We start from the raw sequence: 26,181 nt of genomic DNA on the forward strand, positions 1-26,181 counted from the left end.
AGTTGTTAGTTGTTAGTTGTTAGTTGTTGGTTGTTAGTTGTTAGTTGTTAGTTGTTAGTTGTTAGTTGTTAGTTGTTGGTTGTTGGTTGTTAGTTGTTAGTTGTTAGTTGTTAGTTGTTAGTTGTTGGTTGTTAGTTGTTAGTTGTTAGTTGTTAGTTGTTAGTTGTTAGTTGTTAGTTGTTAGTTGTTAGTTGTTATAGCAAATCAGAGTTTTGGATACCTTTTATGAACCAGTCGGCGCAGGCCGACTTTGTTTGTATAGACGCGGTTTCAACCGCAGAATCATCAAGGGGTATGTTACCCAGATTTAGTAGTCAGTAGTCAGCAGTCAGTAGTCCTTAGTCAGCAGTCATTAGTTAGTAGTTAGTATTCATTGGGCAGTGGAACTTTTACTATTAAATAACACCAATAAATTAGAAATTATGCTATAATTGATGGGCGATTTTTTAAAATTTATTATTAATGAAAATCGGAATAGCTGTATTGGGTGCGGGCCGCTGGGGAGTTAATCTCATTCGCAACTTTATCGAACATCCCAACAGTCAAGTTTTAGCGGTGGTAGATCCGAATTTAGATTCATTGATGGCTGTCCAAAAACAGTTTAATTTTAATGAGTCCGTGATTCTAGCTACCGATTGGTCGCAAGTGCAAGAATTGCCGGGACTGGATGCTGTGGCGATCGCCACTCCAGCTTCCACACACTACACCCTCGCAGCCACAGCCTTGCAAAAAGGCTACCACGTCTTAGTAGAAAAACCCCTCGCCATCAATCTCAGTGAAGCAATAAAACTGTGCCAATTAGCCGAAAAACAGCAGCGGCAACTCTTCGTTGACCACACTTATCTGTTTCATCCAGCAGTCGATCGCGGCCAAAGAATAATTCAACAGCATCAACTCGGAAAATTGCGCTACGGTTACGCTCAGCGTACTCATTATGAACCAGTGCGGCACGATGTTGATGCCCTTTGGGATTTGGCCATTCACGATATTGCTATTTTCAACACTTGGCTCCAACAAACTCCTATTCAAGTCAGAGCAACCGGCACTGTATTTCCCAAGTCAGAAGTCACAAGTCAGAGGGAAGAAGCCATAAATCCTTCAGAAAAACTAGCAGATTTAGTTTGGGTAACGCTCACCTATCCTGACGGATTTCAAGCACTTATTCACCTGTGCTGGCTGAATCCCGACAAACAGCGGCGCTTAACCGTTGTTGGTAGTTTGGGAACCTTGATTTTTGATGAAATGTCACCGGAAAGTATGCTGATTTTGCAGCACGCTAGTTCAAATCGGCGGGGGGAAGAGCATAATGTTTGCGAAAGTGCGATGGCGCCTCGGCCCACTACTAACATCCAAAGTCGCGAAATATTAAGTTTAGAACAAGTAGAACCGCTGCGGCGAGTGTGCGATCGCTTCCTCACCTCCGTGCAAACAAATACGCCTTGTCCTACCTCTTCCGGCGATGCTTCCGTCGAATTAATCCGCATTCTCAGCGCTTTGAGCAAATCTTTGAAACTAGGCGGACAGCCCGTGATACTATTTTAGATTTTAGATTCTTCGACTTCCCAAGCAAACAAGTTTTAGATGAAAAAGGCAGAGCCTCGTAACGAGCAGTTGAATTGTCATTCCTCATAGTATTCACCCGAAATGATCTACCTCCTAATTTTTTAAATTTCCATTTTCTGTTACCAAATCCTGGCTGTTAAAATAAAAACTTGACTGATGATTGACAGGCAAAGAAATCATCACCGAAGTACCTTGATTCACACCCGCGCTCTGCAGAGTAATGCTGCCGATCATAGATTCCATTATCCTTCGAGAGATAGCCAAACCCAAACCGTTACCGCCAAACCTGCGAGTTGTGGAACCATCAGCCATCACAAAAGGCTGAAACAATTTTTGCTGCTGTTCGGGATCGATACCAATTCCGGTATCTTTAATTGTCACCACTACCCAATCGCTTTTACTGCTACTATTACCGATCGCACTTTCCGGTACACTACCGTTAAAACCAGCTGAATGATTACTCGATTCTAACCGCACAGATATAGTAATACTGCCCGACTCGGTAAACTTAACAGCATTGCTCAAAACGTGTATAAACACCTGTTTGAGCTTCTCCGGATCGGCATGAACAATAATCGGAGCGTGAGGTTCTGGCAAGCTTAACTTCAAACCTTTTTCTTCAATTAGAAGTGATTGCAAATCAATTGCATCTTCAAGTACCTGAGTAATATCAACTACTTCTAACATCAGGGAGAACGTGCCGGATTCTATTTTAGCAATGTCTAAAATATCATTAATAATATTCAGCAATTGCATTGACGAGTCGTGGGCGCGCTGCAAAAACTCCATTTCTTCATCTCGGTCATCGCAGTAGCCGTCTCGCACAATTTGAATAAAACCAATAATTCCGTTGAGCGGCGTTCTAAGTTCGTGAGAAATATTGCCCAAAAATTCGTTTTTCAACTGATTGGCAACTTGCGCTTCCTTGGTTGCGACTGCCGATTCTCTTGCCGATTCTCTCAGGCTCTCCACCATGCTGTTGAGTGCTTCTGATAGTTGATTGAATTCCCGAATTTGGAAATTTTGGGGCACTGCCTGCGGCGCTTCTGTATCCACTGTCAGCGCGTAGTCTCTCAGTTGTTCCAAGGGACGCGCCAAGTCGCGAGACAGGTATAAAGTCGCGACGATGCTAGCCGCCACTAAACCGATGATTAAGTTAAATAAAACTTGCTGAATTTCTTCTAAGCCTGAGAGAGCGTAATCTAAGCGAGAGACAGCTAAAATAATCCATTTAGTGTTCTCTTTTTTAGTTAAAGGGCTGGGGATGGCAGCGTATCCTGCTAGCAATTCTACGCCATTTCTTTCAAAGGAAAATAGGTGGAGAAAAGCTTGTCCGCCGGCGATCGCCCTTCTGACAATACTTTTTAGTCGATCGGCATCTGCCTCCGCGGCAATATTGCGGCCGACGCGGTTGATATTCGGGTGCGCCAAAATTGTCCCGTCTTGGTCGATCGCCACCGTATAGCCGGCTAGAGAACCCTTGGGAGCGCTCGTTTGCACCGGCAGAGCCGACTGCAAACTCAAAGCATAACTCAACTTTCGGCTGTTGCCGCGACCAATGTAAACAGGAGCGCTCAACACCAAACTGACTTGGCTGTCGCGGGCTTCTTTAGCCGAACCAGAAAAATCCTCCTCACCCAAAGTCATCTTGTCGCCGTTTGCTCTCGGCTTTTGTTGATTCGGCCACAACAGACTGATGTAAACGTTTTTGTCGTCCTGCAGCGTTTGCTGCTGCTGCACTCGCGGCCAAAAATTGGTAGGTAGCGCCTGAATCGGCTGTTGCCCGCAAGTGCTCGCCATCACTTGATTTGTCTGTAAATTAGTCAATTGCAAGCAATCAACCTGAACTGGCAACCGCTGCCCTAATTGCGCGATAAACTTTTGATAATCCTTTGGCTCTACAGACTGCAACATCGAATTTTCCGAAGCGCCGATTAGATTCGATTTCAGCGATTTCGCCCACTGTTCAATTGTTTCGGCTTTTCTGCCTGCACTTTCTGTCAAGTTTTGGCGAGCGGTTTCCAGAAGCGTCGAACGTGCCTTGCGATAGGTAACATACTCCCCCACCAGTAGAACAGGCACGCTGAGCAACAAAATCCGCGACAGTAAAATACGGCGAAAGGAGGACTGACCTAGCTTAACCATAGGACATTTCTAAATTAAGGTGCGACGCTCAACAGCGATCGTAGTGCAATAAGCCAGATTGAAAGTGCGAATCTGCCTAGGGCAATCTGCTGACGGGACAACACAGCTTCAGAACAACATTTAAACACAATTATAGAAGCCACTGTATTAATGTCGATGCTAAGTGTGTCCACTTAAAGATGCTCAGCAATTTGTTTGGCAGATGCCTGTGATTTCAGTCACACTTCCCTCTTAAATTTTCCGATCGACTTGCACCCGATCGCCCAGGCAAAATCTTTCAGGCGAGAAAAAGCGCGATCGCTGACAGAGCACTGTTGGTTGAAGGTAGAATCCCACGGATCTGCTCGCCAGGCCGAAGTTAATAGACCAAAAATTTTCTTTCCGGCTAGTGTATGGAGAGAATTCTGGATCGATCGCACTTTTTGTTTCCGAATGCCGTCTGGCGACGGGCTCCCGGAGCAGAGATGGGATCGGCCTCGAATCGGGGATTCGAGATTCTGCACCCTGTGCATTTTTTTTGGCACATCCGATCGAGCCGGTGACAACAATTCGCCTGTCAAACAAAAAGAATGAGACGATCGAGTTGCCGATCGACCCTCACAACCAGCAGGTGGCGAACATTTACCCAAACAGTACACCCGCGCCCGGTAAATTTGCAGTCTCGGCAATAGTCTCCATAACTTAATCGATGAAAAAAAACTCTAGCAACTATACGTATTATTACACAAACAACCATCCCAGATATCATCACACTTATTTGATATCTCCCATTTTAGAAATGCTCGCGACACTTCAGGAAGCCAGCCAGACAAAACTCCGAGTTTTGGATCTCGGCTGCGGCAATGGCAGCCTCAGTCACGTCATCGCACAGCACGGCTGCGAAGTTGTGTTGACACTTCTGCACCCGGAATTGCCATCTCCAGTCAAAGTTTCCCCGACTGTCAGTTTATCCAAGCCGACATTTACGAGCTTCCCGATACCAATATGCTGCACTCATTCGATATTGTCTTAGCCCTTGAAGTAATCGAACACTTACTTTATCCAAAAGAAGTGGCAAAAAATGCCCAAAAATGCCTCAAACCCGGAGGAAGGCTAATTCTTTCCACACCCTATCAGGGCTATTTAAAAAACCTAGCCTTAGCTGTGACAGGCAAAGTAGACAAACATTTTACCGTACTTTGGGATAACGGTAACATTAAATTCTTTTCAGTACAAACCCTCACCAAATTATTGACCAAAGATAGGGACACCGATCTTCAATTTAAATTCGCAGGTCGGTGTCCCTATCTTTGGAAATCAATGTTCTGCTCTAGTAAAATATCAGAAAAACCTGAAGAATTATAATTTTTTGTCGGTGAGTGGGAGCATTGGTGTTTTGCTATAAAACACGCAAGAGCTACCTCTAACCACAACAAGACAATGCTTTTTATCAAGTCCCAGATGCCCCCAAGGCCTTCGGGAAGAAAACACCAATGACCGATGACCCATGACCGATGACCGATGAATAATTAATCCCCTTTGCAATTCTTATTTTTTCCCAGACTTTTCCCTAAACATTCCACAGCGTTTCCACAGGCAAGTCCGAGGTTTTCCACAGATTTGAAAAAGTTTTCCACAGAAATTAACGGCACGGTCGGATCTTGCTGCGGAATTGGGGATTTTGTTAACCTGCTGTCAAATCCCTCAGAAAACTTCCCACACATAAAGATATGTAACAAAAAAAGCCCTGAAAGGCTTATTTATTGGTAAATCTTTTTTTTACATAAAGGAGTTTGTAATATTTCGCAACATTGACAAACCCGCCTCCTGATACGCACAATGATGCGACCGACCTAAAAAAAAGCGCTCTAATTTCGGCTGTGTCTGCACCTGTATCCAGCCGAAAGGGGGGTTCTATTTTCAATTTATTAGCGAGACTAAAAAAATGATGAACCCGACAGTCAGTATTTTTGCCGAAATTCCCGAAACGCTGCACGATTCTCTCAAAATTTATCTGGAAACTCACCCCGAATGGGATCTAGACCGAGTATTCTCGGCGTCTCTGTCGCTGTTTTTGTTGCAGAATGCCGATAGCGGTACGCCGGAAGCTTCGCGCAGTTATCGCCAAGCTGCGAGAGTTTATCTCGAAACTCTGTTTCAGTCCCCTCAAGACTTGCACAGCAATAATGTAACTCCGTCTTCGTGAAGGAGAGAGGGCTCGATTCGGCTTGCTTCGGCTATGTTATTCGGATAAGCCGCTCGGAGGGTAAAGATGGGAAGATGGGGAGACGGGGAGAGGCGATCGCTTGGGACATTTTCTTCACAAACTCTGGTGTGATCGTATCTCGTGAAAACTAATATTGCAATAGCGGGAATCAAAGATTTGTTCGGCAGTCAGGCCTCACGCGCATTCCTCCCGTCAGTCAACGGAGTACCGTGTTTGGTGCGGGACTCCTGCTGTCTAGTTGAAGCAGGAGTTGATTTTTGCCGATCGCCCCCGCGTTATGTTTGTTGGCAAAATAAGCAGCAACCGGTGCCGATGACCGGGCGATGATTCAGTCTCAGTTGCTGAGTTTTCCGGGGAAACGGAGGGCGCTGTTGGGGGCTTTGGGGTTTGTCCCGTCGGCAATGGGTGCTCGACTTTCGCCGCAGGGTTTAAAATCTTTGCCCGGACTGTATTTGTGCAGCAACTACCTTGGAGGCGTGGCTTTGGGAGATTGCATCGGCAGGGGTTTTGAGCGGGCGCAAGAAGTGGGCGAGTATTTGCAGCAATCAGATTAGTTCGTAGTGTGGAATGCGAGTCCGCACTACGAACCGTTTTTATGACGAGTAGATCGATCGAACACCAGCGGAATTAGAACTCGTGCACCCGCCCCTAGAGCTTTGTGCCGAATGTTGCTAGGTTGTGGGTTCAAACTTGTAACCCACCCGCCGGACAGTTTGAATCATCGAAATTCGATTGGTATCTGGCTCAATTTTGCGGCGAATTTGACCGATATGGACATCCACCACGCGCTCGGCTCCTACATATTCGTAGTGCCACACTTCTTGCAGCAATTCCGCTCGCCTCCACACGCGACCGGGTTTGCTGGCCAAACAGTACAGCAAGTCGAATTCTAAAGCAGTCAAAGCCACTATTTGATTGTTGAGAATCACTTCGCGGCGGACTGGATCTATTAGTAGCTCCCCAAAGGTAAGACTTTGTTGCTCAGTGGCAGTAACTGTGCGTTTGCGCCTCAAAATTGCTTCAACGCGAGCTCCTATCTCCACAAGACTAAAAGGTTTAGTAATGTAGTCGTCAGCACCTTCGGCAAACCCTTTCATTTTGTCAGCTTCATCGTTTCGGCTGGTCAGCATCAACACAAACACGCCCGTCCGTCTTTGCATTTCTTGACATAGTTTGTAGCCAGTAGTATCAGGTAAATTTACATCTAGAACTACTAAGTCAGGATTGAGTTGCTCAAATAATTCCATACCAGTCTGACCGTCCTCGCCAGACTCAACTTGATAACCTTGCTGGCTTAAAAAACGGTAAATTAAATTTCGGATTGCCGGGTCGTCATCAACCACAAGGATTTTTACAGGGGCCATGACCACAACTTTAATTGAAGAATTAGGTAAGAATATTCAGCCATAATAATAGAAAAGTGGATACAAATCTAGAAAAAATTGAGCTTTTAAGAGTTATAGCCGTATTTATAACCTACGCAAAATTTCTGGCAATAAATCTCCGGGAACCTTGGATAAGGCTAAATTTTGGCCGGCAAGCCCACATTCGCTATAGAAAGCTCGAATCGTTTTAACAATATAGCTTAATGCTGTTTGCCGGCAATCATCAGCGGCTTGGGAATTGGCTGGGGGTTGCAGGTTGAGTTTATCTCCATATATTAACCCTTTGTCGTTAAGATGCTGTCCCCATTCGGCACACACTTGCAACAGGTGGTGCAGTGCTGCATCTAAATGGCTGGTTTGTGCGGCTTTGTTGAGGGCCAAATCTGGGGCTGTGGCTAGTTGATAGTGGGCTAGTCCGAGATTGTTGCGGGCGGCAAGAGTGTCAAAGGTGAGTTGGGTTCGATCGAGTTTTCGGGAAATATCCAAGGCGGCTTCGTAGGCGGTAATCGCCTGCTGCAATGAGTCGATGCGGGCTGGTTTCTGCTGGAACTGGTTCGCCAAATGCCAGTAAGCCGTAGCGAGATTGTTGTAGGTGGCGGCTGCGGCTGCTGGTACCAATTCTCGGGTGCGGTATTTCAAGGCTTCGCGGTAGGCCTCAATCGCCCTGACTAATAAAAGTTCTGAGGGTTCGTGCTGGGCGAGGTTCCAGCAGGCGGTACCGAGGTTGTTTTGGACTCCGGCATAGTTGAGGGGTTCTCGTTCTGGACTGTAGCAGGAGAGGGCTTGGGTGTAAGCTGCGATCGCGCTTTTGAGATAGACGATGGGTTCACCGTCTTGGGCTAAATGCCAGTATGCTGTCGCCAAATTATTCTGAGCCGCAGCGCACTGCTGGGGCTCCGTCGCAGGGTCTAGATCCAGCAGCGCTTGTTGGTAAGCTGCAACTGCTTGCTGCAAGTTCTGTGTCTTGTCTTGATAGCGCGCTAAATCTGCTAAGGCGATGCCCAAATTTTTGTTTAATCTGACACGGGTTTGAGGTGCGCTCTCGGCATCTGTGCGGTTCAAACCTTCAATGTAGAGGGCGATGCTGCGTTCGAGGCAGGATACCGGATCGGGGACTTCCACACCGTCGGTGCGATCGCGCGACAGCATCCAGTAAAAAGTGCCGAGATCGTTGATCAAATCGTCCATCGGCGGTAAGCTGTTGGACTCCTCGGCGTATTGAGTTAAATTTTGTGTCAATTGGGCGATCAGCCGCGCGCATTCCTCAGTTGGTGGTTGATTTTGCTGCGAGCTCGCGTCGAGTTCGAGGTATGCAATCACTTGCTCGATCGCGCGAATGGCGATTGTCAAGTTTTGTGGCGAAGACTCTCCGCCCAGAATCCGATCGCGGTAGTAATTCCCCAAACTGTGATAAGCCAAAGCCAAGGCTTCGGAACAGCACTGATGTTCTTGCAGCAATTCGATATATTGCAAGGTTTGCAGCGGCAGAAAATTGTCCTCCGATGCGGCATCACCCTCTGCTTCGAGCTCATCCTCCGAGGCCGTCGCTAGCACCAAATCTGCCAGTTCGATAGATTTAGCATCTGGCGCTGGGAATGATGCGGAATCGGGAATTGAGGATTGTTCGGACTCTTGCGATCTTAAAAGTTGGTCGGCGGAGTCTCCGTTGTCCCGCAAGTTGCCCAAGTTTTCGGAGTTCCCGAAGTCCTCGGAGCGGCCGAAGTCTTGCTTGGCTGGAGTCGGTTCGCCTTCAAACTCAAATACTCCGGTTCGCCACTGCCAAAATTCTGGGGCCGATTGCTCGATCGAACTCAGCCAGGGGCGCGACACCCACAGCAACAAAGTAGACTCGCACATTTGCAGGTGTGCTTCGATGTCCCTCAAATAGCTCAGGAAAGACCACTGCACGGCTGCTGAATGCCTGGTCAGGTGTTCTGCCCCCAGAATTTGAAATCCCGGCAAAGGGCTGTAGATGCCCATATTTTGGGGCGGTGGGTGTTTGGTCAGCCATGCGGCGAGGGATCCCCAAGGATTGGGATCGTTCAAGTCGAGTTCCAAACTGACAAATCGGGGATAGTCGATCGGGGAGCGAGGATTGGAGCCTGCGCTTTCTGCGGTTAATTCTGCCTGCAAGCGGGCTGCCAGACAGTCCCGCAAGCACAAGTCGTCGCAGGCGGCAATAAAAATTTGACGGCGTAAGTTGAGGTCGATCGCCTGTTTCAAGCGTTGGTATATCTGCTTGTTCGAGCTAGAAACTTTTTGGGAAGGAGTAGACATCACAGTCTGGCGATTTTAGATTTTAGATTGAAGAATTGGGATTTTTGATTGTAGATTTTAGAGTTGAGAGTTAAAATCGCGAAAAGCTCATAACTCGCAACACCTTCCTGTTTGGCAGTCTGGCGATTTTAGATTGTAGATTTTAGACTTGGGATTTTCGATTGTAGATTTTAGAGTTGAGAGTTAAAATCGCCGAAAGCTGATAACTCGCAACACCTTTCTGTTCGGCAGTCTGGCGGTTTTAGATTTGAGATTTGGGATTTTAGATTAACAATTTTCAGGTGGTGACGATGGCGTCCGATCGATTGCAGCCCAAGTCCCAGAACCCGATCGCAGAAAGAAAAAAGCACAAGCTTTCCACTGGTGCTATTTAGTGTTCCAGCTTTCTCGGCACAGTTCAGGACTATCGCAACTACCTGCTGTTTGTTGAAACACAAAAACCATGTTGACCTTGGTTGGGAAACATGGTTGGTTGAAGGATTATTTAAAATTGCAATTTGAAGCAGCCTTGATTCTGAACCCTGTTTTTTAGACGGAAGCCGCCACAAAAACCAAACCTGCCACTAACAGCGCTCCTGCAATACCCAAGATGATATAGTTCCGCTGTTGGTTTTGGTTGGGAGGTTGGGCACCGTACATTTTCGGCTCTTTGGCAAAATTGTTCAAGCGTCCGTCTTCTTCGGTAGTGTAAGGCATTGACAACAATCCTCTATATTTTTGATTGTCCTCACTTTACCAAAAAAACGCTATCAAAGTATCACCCTTAAGTTGAGGAATTTATTTTGAGGTGATGTCGGGTATATTACTTTAACAAAAATGGTTCGTAGTGCGGAATGCGAGTCTGCTGCTTAAGAACGGACTCGCATTCGGCACTACGAACCTGAGTTCGATCGATCGGACATTATTTTGAGCTGACAGTACCTGTTTCTGGGGAAGAGGCGATCGCGTAATCTTTGACTGGCATTCTTCCTGCTAAGTAGGCGATCCGTCCGGCTTCTGCAGCCATTCCCATTGCTTTTGCCATTGCTGGAGAATTTTGGGCATTGGCGATCGCCGAATTAATCAGCAGTGCGTCAGCGCCCATTTCCATTGCTTTAGCAGCTTCGCTGGGGGTTCCGATCCCCGCATCCACTACCACAGGAACTTTTACCGTGTCAATAATGATTTGAATGTTGGCGGCATTATTGATCCCTTGCCCGGAACCGATGGGCGAAGCTAAAGGCATCACCGTCGCACAACCGACTTCTTCGAGGCGTTTTGCTAGTAGCGGATCGGCATTGATGTAAGGCAAAACGGCAAAACCTTCTTTGACTAATTTTTCTGCTGCTTCCAAAGTGCCGATCGGATCTGGTAGCAAATATTTAGCATCGGGAATCACTTCTAACTTGACAAAATTATTATCTTCCTGTCCCAAAAGCTTCGCCATTTCCCGGCCCAAACGAGCCACTCTAATCGCCTCATCTGCAGTTTGGCAACCAGCAGTATTGGGCAGCATCCAAATTTTAGTCCAATCAAGAGCCTCTGCCAATCCTTCATGACCGGGAGCATTTGTCTGCACCCGCCGCACCGCTACAGTCACAATTTCGCACCTGCTAGCGTTAACACTTTGCTGCATTTCGGCAATGCTGCGATATTTTCCCGTCCCCGTCATCAAGCGAGAATGAAAAGTTTTGCCGGCAATCACCAGAGGTTTATCTAAAGATGGCGTTGCGGTATCTACTGGATAGCCAAAAATGCTGTACTCAAGTGCCTCTTCCCATAGTTGTCTGCCACCCATCATTTCTTCAAGCTGCCAAGCTTCTTCAATAGTTAGATCGTCGTGGGTAACAGCAGATAAAATTTGCCCTAAAGTAATTAATTTAGCATCTCGCGGCATATTGTTCTGCAATCCCCGCCCTACAGTCTCTTTAAATTCGCTGAAATGATCTTCCATTTTTCCACTCTTCCCTTGTAATGATTTGAATCTGTTCGCTGTTAACAACAAAAAATATTTTTTGAATTTGCTTTTCGGTATCCCAAAACAGAGCTTGTTTGATGCCAGCGTTGATTTTCCAGACATCGTAATTTTCTCGGTTGATGTGAAAAATAACGGTTGCTGCACCTTGCTTTTTTGCTCTACTGATGCCTTCTTGCACTCTGTCTCTGATGTTTTGGGTCTGTTCTGTCAACTCCTTAAATTCGCAAATCTGACCGTCTATCTCAGCATCTGGCGTTCTCACACCCTCTGCTGCTTGTTCGCTCAGCATTTTAACTCTCTTGCCTATTTTAGCCAAAACTTCAGCAACAAATATTTCCGAATTATTAAGATTGTGTTGTTGGTGGATGAGGACAAATCCGCCAGCTATCTCATCAAAATAATATCGCTGATATTCGGGTTCTGCATTTTTGTAGATGGCTCTGCTAGCCTCGATATATTCTGAATTCACCGCTATGATACTCTGAATGGACTCCGGCTCAAGTTAAATGTATGAAAGCAACTGTCGAGCAACTGGTAGAAATTGGGATATTTGCCAGCTTAAACCGAACTGATTTAGAGCAATTGCAAGAACATACAGCAATTCGGACTTACCAACAGGGAGAAGTTGTGATGTATGAGGGCGATCGCATCCCGGAAAAATTATACACGCTTTTGAGCGGTTCTCTGCGGGTGACAAAAACGGCGGCGGCGGGCAAAGAAACAATTCTCCGCACTTTATTTCAGGGAGATATTTTTGCTGCACCTGCTTTGCTGGGTAACGGGATTGCGCCGGCAACGGTGACTGCTGAAACTGATGTGCAAGTTCTTACCACAGAACGGGAATTTTTGCTAGCAGCAATTCGGCAAAATCCTGAGATTGCTTTGCGAATATTGGCGGTTTTTAACCAGCGGTTGCAGCAACTACACGAGACTGTGCACGGTTTGGTGTCGGAAAGGGCGATCGTGCGGCTGGCCCGATTCATTCATTACTTTAGCGTCGAGCAAGGTACGAAAATTGTAGATAATAGTGTATGTTTAAAAAAACGTTTGCCCTACTATCAAATTGCTCGCAGCATTGGCATCACCTATGAAGAATGCGTGCGGTTGTTTAAGAAACTTAAGCCGTTTGTATCCTACAGTAGAGGCGGTAAAATTACTGTTTTAGATTGGCAGAAATTGGAGGATATTGCCTCTGGAGATGAAATAGATTAAAGGTTTGTACGGCCTTTTTCAGAAAGATGAGGTACTATCTGGGATTGGGCATTGGGCGGAGCGAAGCGGAGGGATTGGGCTATCCTCATCACGCTTGAGAACCGCTATAGTCAGGAATTGGATTTTTCGGTTTTTTGCGGACGGTCGTCCTGACTACGAACGTTTTGATATACATCAAAATTTGATGTTGATATTAGTGGGTTTCGGAAAATGTTAAAACAAACGCTAGATTTTCTTCAGCTTTCAAAGCGTGGGGCGCTCGTGCGGGCATGAATACAAATACTCCCGGTTCCAACACTATATCCTTACCTTCGAGGGTCAAAACTCCTTTTCCTGCCACTACATTTATTGTGGCATTTCGCGCTGAATGGTGTTCTGAAATGTCCGAACCTGCTGCCAAACAAAGTAAAGTATGCTGACAATTATTGTCTTTGACTAAAATTTTAGTCAGCACTCCGGTGGCGGGATATTCGATTGTATCTTTCAGTTGGATTGATGAAGATTGTAGCGGTAAAATGGTAGCAGTCATAACTTTTTACTCCGTTAAGATTGTTTTTGAGCACAGATGATGATGTAGCCTAAATCCTGTTGGTACTTCTGGAAAACTCGACGCATTGCTAAGATGCGATCGCGAATTTGCGATCGGCTTAAAACATTCCACACAATCCGCACAGTACCCACAAAGCCTTCGTCATTAAGCATTCGCCGCAAGTTGAGAAGTCCCATCCCCCCGGTTTGATACTTTTCTACTTGCAAACCCGCGTTTTGACAAAGAGTAATCCAGCCTGACTCAGACAAAGGTGTTGAATTAACTCGAATCACTTCCGATAAAGCTTTGTGAATTTCTGATTCTCGGTTTTTGGCTAAAAGTTCGTGAGACAAAAACTTGCCACCCGGTTTTAGCCGATCGCCAATTCCTGATAAAATCTTTGCTTTCCCCGACGGCGACTGCATCGTCAGGATAGCTTCAGCCAACACCCAATCAAACTCTTGGGTAATCCGATCCAAGTGCAAAATATCTCCTTCGACAATTTCCACTCGATCGCTCAAACCCGCTGCTGCAACGTTAGCACGGGCGCGCGCCACACTGTCGGGATTTTTTTCAACTCCCACTACTTTTACACCAAAACGTTCTGCAAGGGCGATCGAGCTATATCCAAAACTCGCCGCCAACTCCAAAACAGTATCCCCAGGCTTAAAATCCGCCAATTCTAATAACATTTCTGTAGCAGCTTTTCCCCCCGGCCTCAGCATTGTCTTACCAGCCGCAGCCAGCACTACATGGCCCGGCGCAGTCTTAAAATTGAGAGTAGTATCGGTCATTGATTTGAACTTTTATTTAAGCTTACCCTCAGCTTGCCAGATTCTCCCAAATCTGTCTATGAGCTAACTCATATTCAAATTATAGTAGGGTGCGTCAGCCTCCTGATTTTTGAGAATTATCCCAAAGATTTCGAGAGGTTAACGCACTCTACAATAGCGGGAACTCACCTACTTAACTAGGAAAGTTCCCGTTGAAATTTATCCCAATAGCTGCACCGCTAATCCTAGGAGTTGGGCAATAAACCAGCACCCAAATTCATTGCGATCGGATTTTAATGAGCTACAGGGCTGAAGAGATTTTCTTGTTTAAATAATGCGATCGATTGCAGACTATCGGAAGCAGCATCCCAAAGAATAAACTTGAAACAATTAGGTATCTCCCGAATTGTCAGAATTCTTGAATTACCAAGCAGGTGAATATTAGCATTGTGACACGCCCGAAGATTGTAATTGGGGATACGCTCAGAGAGATGATGAATATTGTGGTAAGCAATATCAGCCGAAAACCAGTTGAGAATAGTTGGTAATTTTAGGTAGCTACTGCCTTCAATTGCGCCCATAATATAGTCCCACCCCTCTGTTTTATGAGCATAGGAACCCTCAAAATTATGCTGAACAAAGAAAATACAGATAAATATCGCTGCCGAACAGGTCATGACAATTGAGTAAACACTCCAGAAAAAGCCAACCCCAAGTAAGTTGCTGAGATAAATCCAGCTACCAACAACACAAATATTGTTGAATAGTAAATCCCAAAATTCAGCCGTGGTATACCAATGTTTGGATTTATAAGAAGCAATGATTGCAGATAAACCCATACCAAAATCTTTATTGAGACAAGCAAACATATGTCCTATAAAACCACTAATTCCCAAGAGCAGCGCTAATCTGGGCTTAATAATTAGATAGAAAAAACCACCCGGAAACAGCATCAATGGATGTCTGAGTAACTGATACATCTTTTGACGAAATGGACTTAGCGCCGCAAATTGTTCGGTGGATATCAACGCCGAAGGGCCTCGGTACATATCCCAATTACCATTGTGTTTGTGGTGATAAGCGTGTCCCCTCGACCAGGGGTACTGAGGAATCGCATTGATGATACCTAGCAGAAAACCCACGGTGCGATTGACTTTTTTGGAACTAAACAGAGAATAGTGCCCGCAGTCGTGCATCAAAGAGAAACAACGGCCCGAAAAAAGTGTCATTAACACGATTATCGGTGGCAGAAGCCCTACAGAAATTGCAGCAGCTTTAAATGCTAAAAACCATAAAAATGTATAGGGAATTACTGTATTGAAGATTTGCCAAGTAGCTTTGAAATTGTTGCTCTTCATGTAAGGAGATAGCACAAAATCCGACTTTTTGATCGCGCTTTTCATTGAGTGTGTTTGTAGTGTGGATAAGTGCAAATCTGACAATTATAATGTGGATATTTTGCCATTGTGAAAATAAGTTGATGGCAGTTTGCTTTCAACCCATATTTAATAAACCTACCGATCGTATTGAGTTCATTGTCTTCTCATTTGGCTTGTATCGTACAGTTGAAATTCACCCCAACGCTGACGTAGTTGGTCATAACAATCAACCGGAGAAATCGCCAACCGTTGCAGCAAATCGATTTCTATTTGACCGTCACCTGTTAGTAGGATAATAATTTCTTGGGTGGGATTGTAGGTGGCAATGATTTGAAGCAAATTTGAAATTGCGGATGGCTCTAATTCGAGTCGTCGTAGATAGTCTGTTACTGATAATTCAGTGATGAATTGCAAGTAATGCGGAATTGTATCAGTCTGCCAATTTACAGGTGCATTGACAGGTAGATCGACATCACAAACTGCCATACCTCGACCAACGGTTAAAAATCCATTCCAAGCTGTGTATCCAATTGTCAGCATATTTTGGTGGATGAACTGATTCTGCCAATAACCAAAGCTACCTTGTCGCTTGTTATCTTCAACTCGCATTGGTTCGATCCCCCAGCACTTTAGCATATTTCACCAGATTTTTCAGCGAGGGAACAGTCGAAAATAAAGCATCTGTCTCTAATTTCCCACTCGCAAATGCTTCGAGGGCTTTCTTAACTTCCAGGTTTTTACCAATCTGAGGATATCTCAATGTCTCAGCTAGAATCGTCATAACTCCACTTACTTCAATGATTAAATTTGTGAAAATTGACAGCAAAAATATACTGAGACTGAGTTCAAACAGTTACAAAGTATGATTATTTTACCGTAGAGTAACGACAGACTACACAGAAATAGTTAGCGATGGACGATCGCCTTTTATTCACAGTTACGCAGAAACTATTACCGACTAAAATCTATCAGGGCTCAGTGAAATTCAATCAATATCGTTCTAAGTCAATAGATCGATCGCCATCATAGATCAATTTTGAGAAAGCTGAATAAACCATCATCTATGCCTCGTAGACGAAAAAGAACAGGTTTGCGATCGGCGGGCCTTCTGACTAAGAGACTCTATAATCTCATCACAGTTGCGGGACAGCGCCGGATTTACGCCGGACTTTCCCCGTTTCTTCCAACGGTTGCTTTTCGTTGGAACCGATTTTTGCACATTTATCAGGTTATCACAATTCTGACTTGTTTGCATAAAAAACTGTGAAACGCGCCACCAGCGCCACAAATCGCCACTGTTTAGGGGCAAAACTGTAACTCGATCGCACTCTCAAACATTCAGCGAGTCCCATCTTTTTATCCGCTGGGAGGATGATGCGGGCGATCTCAGTTGTGAATTTGTGCGAGCTTAAGAGCTCGCGAGTTGTACAATACGCTAGCTTAAGAGCTCGCACGCTCAATAAAAAAATGCCTTTTGCAAAACTGAGATGCTCGCGATCGTTCTTTGTGTTCGGAGCTCTGACTTGCTACAATTTAGTCGCACATAACTACAACGGATTATGACCGAACTATTAGATGAGACGCTTTCTATAGAAATCGCCACTCGCATCAAAAGCAACCGCAAAAACTGCTTTGATAACGCTTCCAAAGCAGCATTAACCACCGAAGGCGCAGTCTACGTCCAAGGATTTTTAGCTGCACCCGGATCACCTTACAAACCCATCGAGTATAGCTGGATTGAACTCAACGAGCGAATTGTTGACCCAACTTTTCCGCATCTCGGCTTCAGCGCTCAAGACATTCATTACTTCCCAGCCCAGCGATGGAGCGTTAAGAAGCTCAAAGCAATTTTAGATGAATCAAAAGAAGATTATCCAGAAGATGACCCGCTACCGGTTTACGGAAATCAACCCTATGAATATTACGGCGATGTCATGTTAGGCGGTAAAGATTACCAAAATGCTTACGATTTGGCTGCGCTTAAATGCAGGGAATTGAACCTACCCAAAAAACCGGAATTGAACTAATTCAGGACTTACTAAAAAATGGTTTTATATCAAATTTGGTAGCATCGGAACGATTAAACCGCGAAGACTATGATAGCGCGTAAGAAAGACGTACATCTTCTGATTTCTCTGACTTCGCGTTTTTAGCGTCTTCGCGGTTCATTCGATCTTACCACCTATTAGTTATCATTCTGATACAACCGAATTTGATATTACACACTTACAACGGCTGACAGAAATTAAGTTCGCAGCATTCGGAGCCTGCGAACCGACTTTATAAATCAGGAAAATGCAAATCTAGAATAATTAAAAGCAGCCAATAACGGATCTAACTTTTGTTCCAACATCAAATCAGCTAACAATTTAGCCGTCACCGGAGCCAACAAAATACCGTTGCGATAATGCCCCGTCGCCAGTGTCAAATTCTCCCAAGCACTCGCACCCAAAATCGGCAACTCATCAGTCGTAGCAGGCCGAAATCCCCACCATAACTCCAGAATCGGATAATTTTGTAATTCGGGATATAACTGCATAGCTCCTGCTAGCAAGCTTTGGATTCCCGCCGCAGTATTTCCCGAAGTAAAATCCACATTTTCGCTAGTTGCACCAATAATAATTCTCCCATCTTGACGCGGCACAATATAAATGCCGGTGCCAAATAAAACTGTTTGCAGCGGCTGAATTATTCCACAATTTTCTGGGACGCATACTGACAGCATTTGCCCCTTTCTGGGGAAAATAGGAACATTTAACAACTGCTCAGACCAAGCTCCAGTTGCCAAAACATAACGGTCAGCTTGCAATTTTCCTACCGTTGTTTCAACACCAAAAATTCGATTTTGCTGCCTAATAATTTGCCCTGCACTGCCTTGAATAATATTAATTTGCAATTCTTTGGTTGCAGTCTGAAGTGTCCGAAATAAAGCGCGGTTGTCTACTTGAGCATCGTCAGGATACCACCAACCACCAATTACTTCTTCACCCAATCCTAACTGCTGCTGGCGAACAGCATCTCTGTCCAACCATTGAGAGTTCAGATTTGACAAAAATGGCTGTTCTTGAAACTCATTTTTACACACAGGCGCGAGAATTCCCGATCGCCAATATCCCGTTTTCAATCCAGTCATCTCTTCTAGCCGTTCCACCCAGCCTGCATACAGGGCGCGGCTTTGCAAGCACAAATCCAGCATCGGACTGGGGGGAATTCGTTCGGCTTGGGGGGCGAGCATTCCGGCTGCAGCCCGCGCCGTCGGTTGTTTAGAATTGGTGGTGAGAACGGCGACAGAGGCCCCTCGCAACTTCAGTTCAACTGCTAGCGAAAGGCCGATGATTCCGCCGCCAATAATCAGAATATCTTGAGATGAATTCATTGACTTTTATGTGGACTTTCTGGCTGGTTTTACCTCTGGGTCTTCGGGTATTTTTTATTTACCGCAGATCAAAAGTAGATAAACACAGATAAACGCAGATGCTTTTTAAGATTGTTTATGACATTGGTAATGCAAGTGTCTTGAGAATTTTTGGGCAAGTCTTACATATTATCTTGCAAGCCGATCGCCCGATCGACCTTTTTTCACAAAAAATCTATGCTTGCGGTTTCCAGACAGTTTCCGAGCCCTGGCCCCAAAAACCATCGTATTTTGTCACCTTAATATCGCCTAAAACCTTAGTTTGGCAGGACAAACGGCGGTTCGATGCGGGAGAATGGGGAGGAAGCGAAAGTCGGGCTTTTTCGCGCCACTCGGGCTCGGAAACTTCACCCTCGATGCTAACGGCGCAGGTGCCGCAAGTGCCTAGCCCGTGGCAGTTGATGACTTTGGCGTTACCATTGTAGAGATCGATGCCGTTTTTGAGCAAAACTTCACGGAGATTCGATTCGCGATCGCACTCAAATGTTTTTCCTTGCGCTTGTACCTTGACCACAGCAATTTACCCCAATTAGATTTATGTTAATTTTCCTATATATTATCGCATTTATTTCAAATAAATTCATCTAATATAATAAGTCATATCTTACCAAATTCTCGATCCCAATTCCCCATGACAAATCGGCTCTGGATATACGATACCACACTGCGAGACGGCGCTCAGTGCGAGGGACTGTCTCTATCTCTCGAAGACAAACTGCGAATTGCCCGTCAGTTAGACAGTTTAGGAATTCCCTTTATCGAAGGCGGCTGGCCGGGAGCTAATCCTAAGGACGTACAGTTTTTTTGGCGGCTCAAAGAAGAGCCACTAACTCAAGCAGAAGTTGTAGCTTTTTGTTCCACTAGGCGGCCGGGAAAAACCGCAGCTAATGATGAAATGTTGCAGCCTATTTTGTCGGCCGGTACTCGTTGGGTAACGCTGTTTGGTAAATCGTGGGATTTGCACGTTATTGAAGGTTTGAAAACGACCCTAGATGAAAATTTGGCGATGATTCGAGATACCGTTGAATATTTGCGGAGTCAGGGAAGGCGCGTTATTTACGATGCAGAACACTGGTTTGACGGCTACAAACATAATCCCGATTATGCTCTTCAAACTTTAGCAGCGGCGGCGGAAGCCGGTGCAGAATGGCTGGTGCTTTGCGATACTAACGGCGGCACTTTACCCCACGAAGTAACTCAAGTAGTTCGCGATGTCTTAGCATTTTTAGCAACAAAAAGTACAACATTTTTACACTTAGGAATTCACACTCACAACGACTCAGGAGTTGCGGTTGCTAATGCTTTAGCTGCTGTGCAGGAAGGCGTGACGATGGTGCAGGGAACTATTAACGGTTACGGCGAACGCTGCGGCAATGCCGATTTGTGTTCTTTGATTCCTAATTTTCAGCTTAAATTGGGTTATAATTGCATTCAAGACGAGCAATTAGTTAAATTAACTCAAGCCAGTCGATCGATCAGCGAAATTGTCAACCTTGCTCCCGACGATCGCGCTCCTTTTGTCGGTCTTTCGGCTTTTGCTCACAAGGGCGGCATTCACGTATCGGCGGTAGAGAAAAATCCGCTGACTTACGAACACTTGGAACCAGAAAAAATCGGGAACTGTCGCCGCATTGTGATTTCGGATCAAGCTGGTTTAAGCAATGTTTTGGCGAAGGCCCGCACTTTTGGAATCGAACTCGATCGCAAAAATCCTGCTTGTCGCCAAATTCTGGAAAAATTAAAAGCTTTGGAAAGTCAAGGATATCAATTTGAAGGCGCTGAGGCGAGTTTTGAATTGTTAATGCGGGAGGCTTTGTCACAGCGCCAGCGGTGGTTTGAAATTAAGGGATTTCAAGTGCACTGCGATAAGGTTGGCGAAGAGTGTACGGCTTTAGCAACTGTCAAATTATCAGTCAACGGTACAAATATTCTGGAATGTGCGGAAGGAAACGGCCCAGTTTCCGCTTTGGATTCGGCTTTACGGAAAGCTTTGGTGAATTTTTATCCGGCGATTGCACATTTTTATCTGACAGATTACAAAGTGCGAATTCTCGACTCTGGTGCGGGTACTTCTGCTAAAACGCGCGTTTTATTGGAATCGAGCAACCGCCAGCAGCGATGGACAACTGTAGGGGTTTCTACGAATATTTTGGATGCTTCTTGTCAGGCGGTTGTTGAAGGTTTGGAGTACGGTTTGGTGCTGGACAATCAAGAGGCGATTCCCCTAGTTTGTCGGGTTCATTAACTAAGAAGATTGGGCGGTGAGATAAAATACCGGGCGGTTTCTAACCGCCGTCTTATCTACTACAATTTTGTTTAAGGATGCAAAAACTCTAAATGATCTCCGGGAACAGATCGCAATCTAGCCGCCGATCCTTGCACTTTCAACCTGCCGCGTTCTAACATGATAATCCAATCGGCGCGATCGATCACTCGCGGCCTGTGACTGATAAAAATCGTGGTTTTTCCGTGCCGGTACATCAGCAAATTTTCCAAAACTTCCGCCTCGCTGGCGGGGTCTAGCCCTGCGGTAGATTCGTCTAAAATCAATACGGGCGGGTTGTTGAGAATGGCGCGGGCGATCGCCAATCTCTGTCTTTGTCCCCCAGAAATATTCGCTCCAAACTCCCCTAAAACAGTTTGATACTTATCAGGTAATTGGCTGATAAACTCATCAGCCCCCGCAAGTTTACACACTTTCACAATCTGTTCAAAGCTAGCATCTGGACTCCCCAAACGAAAATTATCTATAATCGAACGGCTCCAAAAATGCGCTTCTTGAGGAACTAGAACCACCTGCTGTCTGAGACTGTCTAGAGACAAATCTTGCAAATTGTAACCGCCAATTCTCACATTACCCGATTGCAGCGGATACAAACCAGCAATTACCTTAGCAAGCGTACTTTTTCCGCAACCAGAATAGCCGATTAAAGCAATTGCTTGACCCCCAGGAAACGTCACAGAAAAATTTTCCAGCAAGTCAAGTCTACCGGGATAGTGAAAATTCACATTCTTGCAAACAATCTCATCGCGACCTTGAATCGTGACCGCAGGTTTATTACTATCATTCTTAGTTTCCGGTGCAGCATCAATCACTTCGGAAAGCCGTTGAGTTGCTGTCTGAACGCGAGTCATTTCATCACTAAATCCGACTAAAGAAGTCACCCAAGTAGTAAGGTTTTGATTCATACTGATAAACGCCAGCAACTGACCGATACTCAATACCTTGTCAATCACCAAACCGCTGCCCAACCACAGCAAAGTAATGCCACCAGCAGAAGCAATAAAACCCGAAAAAATATTATTGAGGATGCCAATTTGTGTAGTGCGGAAAGTGAGATTTGCTAAGCGACCGAAGCGGCTTTGAAATTCCTCCCAAAGTTGCTGGGCGCTGCTAGTAGTTTTTACAGTCAGCGCGCCTTTAAACGTTTCGACTAAAACGCCTTGAGTTTCTGCTTCCAGCACAAATAAATTCCGCGTCTTTTGCTGCAATACTGGCAGAAATACTACTGTAGATGCAGTCATCAATAGAGCGATCGCTGTTGCAGCCAACGTTAGTTGCGTGCTGTAAAACAACATAAAAATAAAAGAAACTACCGCTATAAAAAATTGACTGGGCAAGCTGATAGCTACTTGAGAAACTAATTTATTTATTTCTTGGATATCTTGTAATCTACTGACGATTTCGCCGCTGCGTCTGGTTTCGTAAAAGCTCAAAGGCAAGCGCAGAAATTTCCGCCCAAATTCCATCACCAATCCTAACTCTAAACGCTGGGAAAATTGAGCAATTAAGTTCGACTCAACTAATCCTAAACTGCTGCTAAAAAAATTCATAATTATAACTGCGATCGCCACACTTGCCAAAAGTTGCGTGTCGCCCCGCACCAGGATGTCGTCGGTGAGCAGTTGAACTAAAAAAGGTGACGAAATCGACAGCAAACCCAACACTAAATTCATCAACAATGCTTCGATTAAAATGTGGCGGTAAATCCCAACCCGGCGCATCCATTTTTGTAAGGAATTGGCGGGCGGTTGACCGTCTGCTTCTGCAAAAAACCGCTCTGGATCTGGGTCTACTAGCAAGCACAGCCAATCTGTCCAACCCGCTGCTAATTCTTCTTTAGAAACATAGCGCAGACCAATGGCGGGATCTGCGATCGCATATTTATTGCCCTGTTTTCCGTACAAAACAACCCAATGATACCCGCTCCAGTGAATAATGGCAGGCAAAGGTGCTTCATCAATTTTGTCTAAAATAGCAGCGGCTGCTCGCACGGATCGAGCATTAAGACCGATCGCCTCAGCCCCCTGTTTCAAACCCAGTAAAGTCGTCCCCTTTTGACCGGTACCGGCAAATTCTCGCAAGCGACTAATTGTAAAATTCTGTCCGTAAAATTTGGCGATAGAAGCCAAACAAGCCGCCCCGCAATCTTCTTCACTTTGCTGGAGAACAACCTGATATTTCTTAAACCTGTTTACTTGTCCGAATAATGGCATTTTGCCGATCAAAGGAATATTTTTTAACATTTTGCCAATTGAATAATGAGTAGAGCATAATGAACACTACTCCTCACCCACTACCCAATCAGCAAAAAGCACCCATAAAGTTATGGGTGCTTTTCAATCAAGAGTTAGAGAGCTGAATTCACAGCCCTAAATTTTATGAGTAGCCGTAGCGGACTACTCTTCTGAAGGAACCGTCGCAATTCCGGCGGTAAACTACCCAACTGCGGCGGCGTCCACGGTTACAGTCGTTGTAGCGATTATTGGCATAATAGTAACCGCCGTTGACGCTAGCTGATTCTTCAGGGGTGAGTTCAGCAAACAGTGAATTTTCCTTAGTGTCTTTCATGATTTGACTCCTTTCAAGGTTAAAAGTTTTTAACAGAAACTAGAAATTATTTACAATTTCTACAGCCTCGCTCAAATAAAGCACAATGAAATTATGGGTGCTTTCTCGATCGACAGTTAGAGAGCTGAATTCACAGCGCTAAACTTTATGAGTAGCCGTAGCGGACTACTCTTCTGTAGGAACCGTCGCAATTCCGGCGGTAAACTACCCAACTGCGGCGGCTTCCACGGTTACAGTCGTTGTAGTTATTATTGGCATAATAGTAACCGCCGTTGACGCTAGCTGATTCTTCAGGGGTGAGTTCAGCAAACAGTGAATTTTCCTTAGTGTCTTTCATGATTTGACTCCTTTTAATTTGACAAGATGGAACGAGAACTATAAGTTTTATAAGTTTTATATAGCCTCGTGTAATTACTAACTAATAGTTCTTTAAGTGCTGTGCGTGTTCCGGAATGTTACTGAGATATTTTCCAAATTTCTTTCGATCGCGCTACCAGACTCACCTATCTAGACTATTAGGGTTTTGTAAGGGCGCGATCGGTTCGGATCGTACAGATACAACTGGTTCGGCTGCGGCATGAAAAACAGCATATTGAGGTCATTGCTGCTGTTTTCGCTCCCGCTGTTGCTGTTATTACTGCTGACACTGCTGGTAGGGCTGCCACCGCTGACAGTAGCAGATTCTCGTTCGGTGAGCTCGGTAAAGAATGAATTTTGTTGATTTTCCGGCATGAGGAACTCCTATTAATACCTATGTACTTACTTACGTACATCTCCCCAAAAAACCGGGTAACAGCGCCAAAAATCATTAATGCAATGTCCTAGTTTCATGAATGTTGCCCGCTTTGTCCACCATTCTTGATGTTTGGGGAAATTTGCGGGTGGGGACAGCAAAGCTGTGCGGATTTTGACCTTGACCCCGTGAATTTTGATTTATATAGTCCTGGACGCACTCCTTGTCAGATACCGGGTTTTTTGAGGAAAATCTTTGGTTGCAGCCCGCAGACTCGATCGAAAACCCAGTTTTTTAGGGCTTGATTGGTAAGCCGTATTAGACTTCTCAACCTATCCTTGGTATCCGGAAAACGGAAAATAAATATGACAAAAATAATAAACGATCGCTCTCTTCCTTTTCATTTTACTATTTGAAATGAGAGATGAAAACATTGAAAATAACGGATTTTATAAGGGTTTAGAGCTTGTATACAGTTGCATTGTTTTTTAGAACTGGTATCAAAACTCAAAACTATCCTCCTCCCCTCCAACTCAAAACTCAAAGCTCAAAGCTCAAAATTATTCCTCTCACCCCAGCACCCACCATGTCTCTCACTCCCGAACCCACACCCGCTGAAACCTTTAATAACGACCAGTTTTTGCCCCCTGTCAGCCGTTGGACAAGTTTGGGGGGAATTTTGATGGTGGCCACCTTTGGCGGGGCGATCGCCCTGGCTAGTGTCACCAAATACAGCGCCACAGTCAAAGCAGAGGCGATCGTCCGTCCCGCCGGAGAAGTGCGCGTCGTGGAAGCGGCCACCGAAGGAACCGTCGAAAGCATTGCTGTCAGCGAAAATCAGACAGTGAAAGCCGGAGATACGATCGCAGTTGTAGACGGTTCGCGTTTGGGAACTCAAAACAAGCAATTCCAAGACATTATTAATCAGTCTCAAGCAGCAGCACAGCAAATCAACCAGCAACTGCGCGACTTAGAAAATCAAATTTTGGCCAGCGCCAAACTTAAAAGCATCGAAAGTGGAAGTTCCGCCGAACAGGAATTAGTCGAATCCGCTTTAGTCAAAATCGCCGCATCGCTGCCGGATGTTGCCGAGAAACTGGGTAGAAGTCGGCGGGTTTTGCTCGTCAAGCGATCGACCATCCAACAACAATTGACTCAAGCTAAAAAACAGCTAAATCAAGTTGAGTCACAACTCAAAAATAGCGTGATCCGCGCCCCCGCTGATGGTACAATTCTCAAATTGGAAGTACAAAATACCGGTCAAACCGTACAAGCCGGCAGCGCGATCGCCCAAATCGTCCCCAGCGACGTACCCCTGGTAGTCAAAGCCAAAGTCACATCCCAAGACATCGCCCGCATCCAAATCGGTCAACCCGTACAGATCAGAATTTCCGCTTTACCCTTCCCCGACTACGGCACATTGAAAGGAACAGTCAGCGCGATCGCCCCAGATGCGATCGCCCCTCAAAATCCCGCCAATAATTCAGGTGGATCTTATTACGAAGTAGCAATCAAGCCCCAACAAACCTATTTAACAAAACTCCAATCCAGCAGCGGTCAATTCTTCGGAAATTCCCAGGTAAATACCCCCCGCCAGTATTCAATTCAATCGGGAATGGAGGGCAGAGCCGATATTATTACGGGCCAAGAAACAGTCCTCACATTTATTTTACGTAAAGCCCGTTTGCTGACAGATTTATGATTAGTCAGTTGTTAGTTGTTAGTTGTTAGTTGTTAATTGTTAGTTGTTAATTG

27 protein-coding genes and 1 riboswitch are annotated in these 26,181 nt (G+C 45.2%); of the genes, 9 read left to right on the plus strand and 18 right to left on the minus strand.

Annotation, left to right across the window (positions count from 1 at the left end):
* Positions 1–462 precede the first annotated feature (462 nt).
* Positions 463–1,542: a Gfo/Idh/MocA family oxidoreductase gene (locus QUA97_RS20200; RefSeq protein ID WP_194066960.1), complete on the plus strand. Its 1,080-nt coding sequence runs from the start codon at positions 463–465 to the stop codon at positions 1,540–1,542.
* A gap of 114 nt (positions 1,543–1,656) precedes the next feature.
* On the opposite strand, the gene QUA97_RS20205 is transcribed toward QUA97_RS20200, so the two are convergent.
* Together QUA97_RS20205 and QUA97_RS20210 are read right to left on the minus strand one after the other, a co-directional pair.
* Entirely contained in the window at positions 1,657–3,708 is a 2,052-nt protein-coding gene (locus tag QUA97_RS20205) for a sensor histidine kinase (protein ID WP_194066961.1), read from the minus strand.
* A gap of 218 nt (positions 3,709–3,926) precedes the next feature.
* Positions 3,927–4,376: a hypothetical protein gene (locus tag QUA97_RS20210; RefSeq protein ID WP_194066962.1), complete on the minus strand. Its 450-nt coding sequence runs from the start codon at positions 4,374–4,376 to the stop codon at positions 3,927–3,929.
* Positions 4,377–4,396: 20 nt separating this feature from the next.
* Between QUA97_RS20210 and QUA97_RS20215 the strand changes: the two genes are divergently transcribed.
* The 4 genes from QUA97_RS20215 (at position 4,397) to QUA97_RS20230 (ending at position 6,468) form a co-directional block, all read left to right on the plus strand.
* Positions 4,397–4,720 (plus strand): hypothetical protein, encoded by a 324-nt coding sequence (locus QUA97_RS20215; RefSeq protein WP_333195659.1) that lies wholly within the window; start codon positions 4,397–4,399, stop codon positions 4,718–4,720.
* Entirely contained in the window at positions 4,624–5,052 is a 429-nt protein-coding gene (locus tag QUA97_RS20220) for a class I SAM-dependent methyltransferase (RefSeq protein ID WP_333195685.1), read from the plus strand. The genes QUA97_RS20215 and QUA97_RS20220 overlap by 97 nt, the downstream gene beginning before the upstream one ends.
* A gap of 583 nt (positions 5,053–5,635) precedes the next feature.
* A complete protein-coding gene (locus QUA97_RS20225; RefSeq protein ID WP_194012004.1) occupies positions 5,636–5,893 on the plus strand; it encodes a DUF2811 domain-containing protein in 258 nt (85 codons plus the stop codon).
* Positions 5,894–6,237: 344 nt separating this feature from the next.
* On the plus strand, positions 6,238–6,468 hold the full coding sequence (locus QUA97_RS20230) for a hypothetical protein (RefSeq protein ID WP_228049879.1): 231 nt from the start codon (positions 6,238–6,240) through the stop codon (positions 6,466–6,468).
* A 117-nt stretch (positions 6,469–6,585) separates the two neighbouring features.
* On the opposite strand, the gene QUA97_RS20235 is transcribed toward QUA97_RS20230, so the two are convergent.
* The 5 genes from QUA97_RS20235 to QUA97_RS20255 form a co-directional block, all read right to left on the minus strand.
* Entirely contained in the window at positions 6,586–7,278 is a 693-nt protein-coding gene (locus QUA97_RS20235) for a response regulator transcription factor (RefSeq protein WP_194066964.1), read from the minus strand.
* 105 nt (positions 7,279–7,383) lie between these two features.
* Entirely contained in the window at positions 7,384–9,576 is a 2,193-nt protein-coding gene (locus QUA97_RS20240; protein WP_194066965.1) for a tetratricopeptide repeat protein, read from the minus strand.
* Between the two features lie 528 nt (positions 9,577–10,104).
* On the minus strand, positions 10,105–10,272 hold the full coding sequence (gene psb34, locus QUA97_RS20245; protein ID WP_194011997.1) for a photosystem II assembly protein Psb34: 168 nt from the start codon (positions 10,270–10,272) through the stop codon (positions 10,105–10,107).
* A gap of 205 nt (positions 10,273–10,477) precedes the next feature.
* Positions 10,478–11,509, minus strand: coding sequence for a thiazole synthase (locus tag QUA97_RS20250; RefSeq protein ID WP_194066966.1), 1,032 nt, complete (start codon positions 11,507–11,509; stop codon positions 10,478–10,480).
* Positions 11,484–12,002: a hypothetical protein gene (locus tag QUA97_RS20255; RefSeq protein ID WP_194066967.1), complete on the minus strand. Its 519-nt coding sequence runs from the start codon at positions 12,000–12,002 to the stop codon at positions 11,484–11,486. The genes QUA97_RS20250 and QUA97_RS20255 overlap by 26 nt, the downstream gene beginning before the upstream one ends.
* A 41-nt stretch (positions 12,003–12,043) precedes the next feature.
* Here QUA97_RS20255 and QUA97_RS20260 point away from each other — a divergent pair, with 41 nt between their 5' ends.
* Entirely contained in the window at positions 12,044–12,745 is a 702-nt protein-coding gene (locus tag QUA97_RS20260; protein ID WP_333195660.1) for a Crp/Fnr family transcriptional regulator, read from the plus strand.
* Between the two features lie 193 nt (positions 12,746–12,938).
* Here QUA97_RS20260 and QUA97_RS20265 read toward each other — a convergent pair whose 3' ends face one another.
* The 5 genes from QUA97_RS20265 to QUA97_RS20285 all read right to left on the minus strand — a co-directional run bounded on the left by QUA97_RS20265 (position 12,939) and on the right by QUA97_RS20285 (position 16,207).
* The gene (locus QUA97_RS20265) at positions 12,939–13,274 is read right to left on the minus strand and encodes a cupin domain-containing protein (protein ID WP_194066969.1); all 336 of its coding nucleotides are present in this window, start codon (positions 13,272–13,274) and stop codon (positions 12,939–12,941) included.
* Positions 13,275–13,288: 14 nt separating this feature from the next.
* The gene (locus QUA97_RS20270; RefSeq protein WP_333195661.1) at positions 13,289–14,068 is read right to left on the minus strand and encodes an SAM-dependent methyltransferase; all 780 of its coding nucleotides are present in this window, start codon (positions 14,066–14,068) and stop codon (positions 13,289–13,291) included.
* A 272-nt stretch (positions 14,069–14,340) separates the two neighbouring features.
* Positions 14,341–15,405 carry a fatty acid desaturase gene (locus tag QUA97_RS20275; protein ID WP_333195662.1) on the minus strand — a complete coding sequence of 355 codons (1,065 nt, stop codon included), beginning with the start codon at positions 15,403–15,405 and terminating at the stop codon, positions 14,341–14,343.
* Between the two features lie 174 nt (positions 15,406–15,579).
* Positions 15,580–16,035, minus strand: coding sequence for a hypothetical protein (locus QUA97_RS20280; RefSeq protein WP_194011990.1), 456 nt, complete (start codon positions 16,033–16,035; stop codon positions 15,580–15,582).
* Positions 16,025–16,207 carry a hypothetical protein gene (locus tag QUA97_RS20285; RefSeq protein WP_333195664.1) on the minus strand — a complete coding sequence of 61 codons (183 nt, stop codon included), beginning with the start codon at positions 16,205–16,207 and terminating at the stop codon, positions 16,025–16,027. Before QUA97_RS20285 ends, QUA97_RS20280 begins: the two co-directional genes overlap by 11 nt.
* A gap of 300 nt (positions 16,208–16,507) precedes the next feature.
* Positions 16,508–16,652: riboswitch (cobalamin riboswitch) on the minus strand.
* Positions 16,653–16,985: 333 nt separating this feature from the next.
* Here QUA97_RS20285 and QUA97_RS20290 point away from each other — a divergent pair.
* Complete coding sequence (locus tag QUA97_RS20290) at positions 16,986–17,453, plus strand: hypothetical protein (protein ID WP_194011988.1); 468 nt, start codon at positions 16,986–16,988, stop codon at positions 17,451–17,453.
* 260 nt (positions 17,454–17,713) lie between these two features.
* On the opposite strand, the gene thiO is transcribed toward QUA97_RS20290, so the two are convergent.
* Together thiO and QUA97_RS20300 are read right to left on the minus strand one after the other, a co-directional pair.
* Complete coding sequence (gene thiO, locus QUA97_RS20295; RefSeq protein WP_333195667.1) at positions 17,714–18,802, minus strand: glycine oxidase ThiO; 1,089 nt, start codon at positions 18,800–18,802, stop codon at positions 17,714–17,716.
* 214 nt (positions 18,803–19,016) lie between these two features.
* Entirely contained in the window at positions 19,017–19,355 is a 339-nt protein-coding gene (locus QUA97_RS20300; RefSeq protein ID WP_194066975.1) for a 2Fe-2S iron-sulfur cluster-binding protein, read from the minus strand.
* Positions 19,356–19,472: 117 nt separating this feature from the next.
* Between QUA97_RS20300 and cimA the strand changes: the two genes are divergently transcribed.
* Positions 19,473–21,086 (plus strand): citramalate synthase, encoded by a 1,614-nt coding sequence (cimA, locus tag QUA97_RS20305; RefSeq protein ID WP_194066976.1) that lies wholly within the window; start codon positions 19,473–19,475, stop codon positions 21,084–21,086.
* A 71-nt stretch (positions 21,087–21,157) separates the two neighbouring features.
* On the opposite strand, the gene QUA97_RS20310 is transcribed toward cimA, so the two are convergent.
* The 4 genes from QUA97_RS20310 to QUA97_RS20325 form a co-directional block, all read right to left on the minus strand.
* Positions 21,158–23,368, minus strand: coding sequence for a peptidase domain-containing ABC transporter (locus QUA97_RS20310; protein ID WP_333195670.1), 2,211 nt, complete (start codon positions 23,366–23,368; stop codon positions 21,158–21,160).
* Positions 23,369–23,501: 133 nt separating this feature from the next.
* Positions 23,502–23,693, minus strand: coding sequence for a hypothetical protein (locus QUA97_RS20315; RefSeq protein WP_194066977.1), 192 nt, complete (start codon positions 23,691–23,693; stop codon positions 23,502–23,504).
* A gap of 145 nt (positions 23,694–23,838) precedes the next feature.
* The gene (locus QUA97_RS20320) at positions 23,839–24,030 is read right to left on the minus strand and encodes a hypothetical protein (RefSeq protein ID WP_194066978.1); all 192 of its coding nucleotides are present in this window, start codon (positions 24,028–24,030) and stop codon (positions 23,839–23,841) included.
* A gap of 170 nt (positions 24,031–24,200) precedes the next feature.
* Positions 24,201–24,425, minus strand: a complete 225-nt coding sequence (locus QUA97_RS20325) for a secretion protein HlyD (protein ID WP_194066979.1) — start codon at positions 24,423–24,425, stop codon at positions 24,201–24,203.
* 467 nt (positions 24,426–24,892) lie between these two features.
* On the opposite strand from QUA97_RS20325, the gene QUA97_RS20330 reads away from it, so the two are divergent.
* Positions 24,893–26,128 (plus strand): HlyD family secretion protein, encoded by a 1,236-nt coding sequence (locus QUA97_RS20330; RefSeq protein WP_228049881.1) that lies wholly within the window; start codon positions 24,893–24,895, stop codon positions 26,126–26,128.
* The last annotated feature ends 53 nt before the right edge of the window (positions 26,129–26,181 follow it).

This window comes from Microcoleus sp. CZ3-B2 (genome assembly GCF_036705055.1).
Lineage (GTDB): Bacteria > Cyanobacteriota > Cyanobacteriia > Cyanobacteriales > Microcoleaceae > Microcoleus.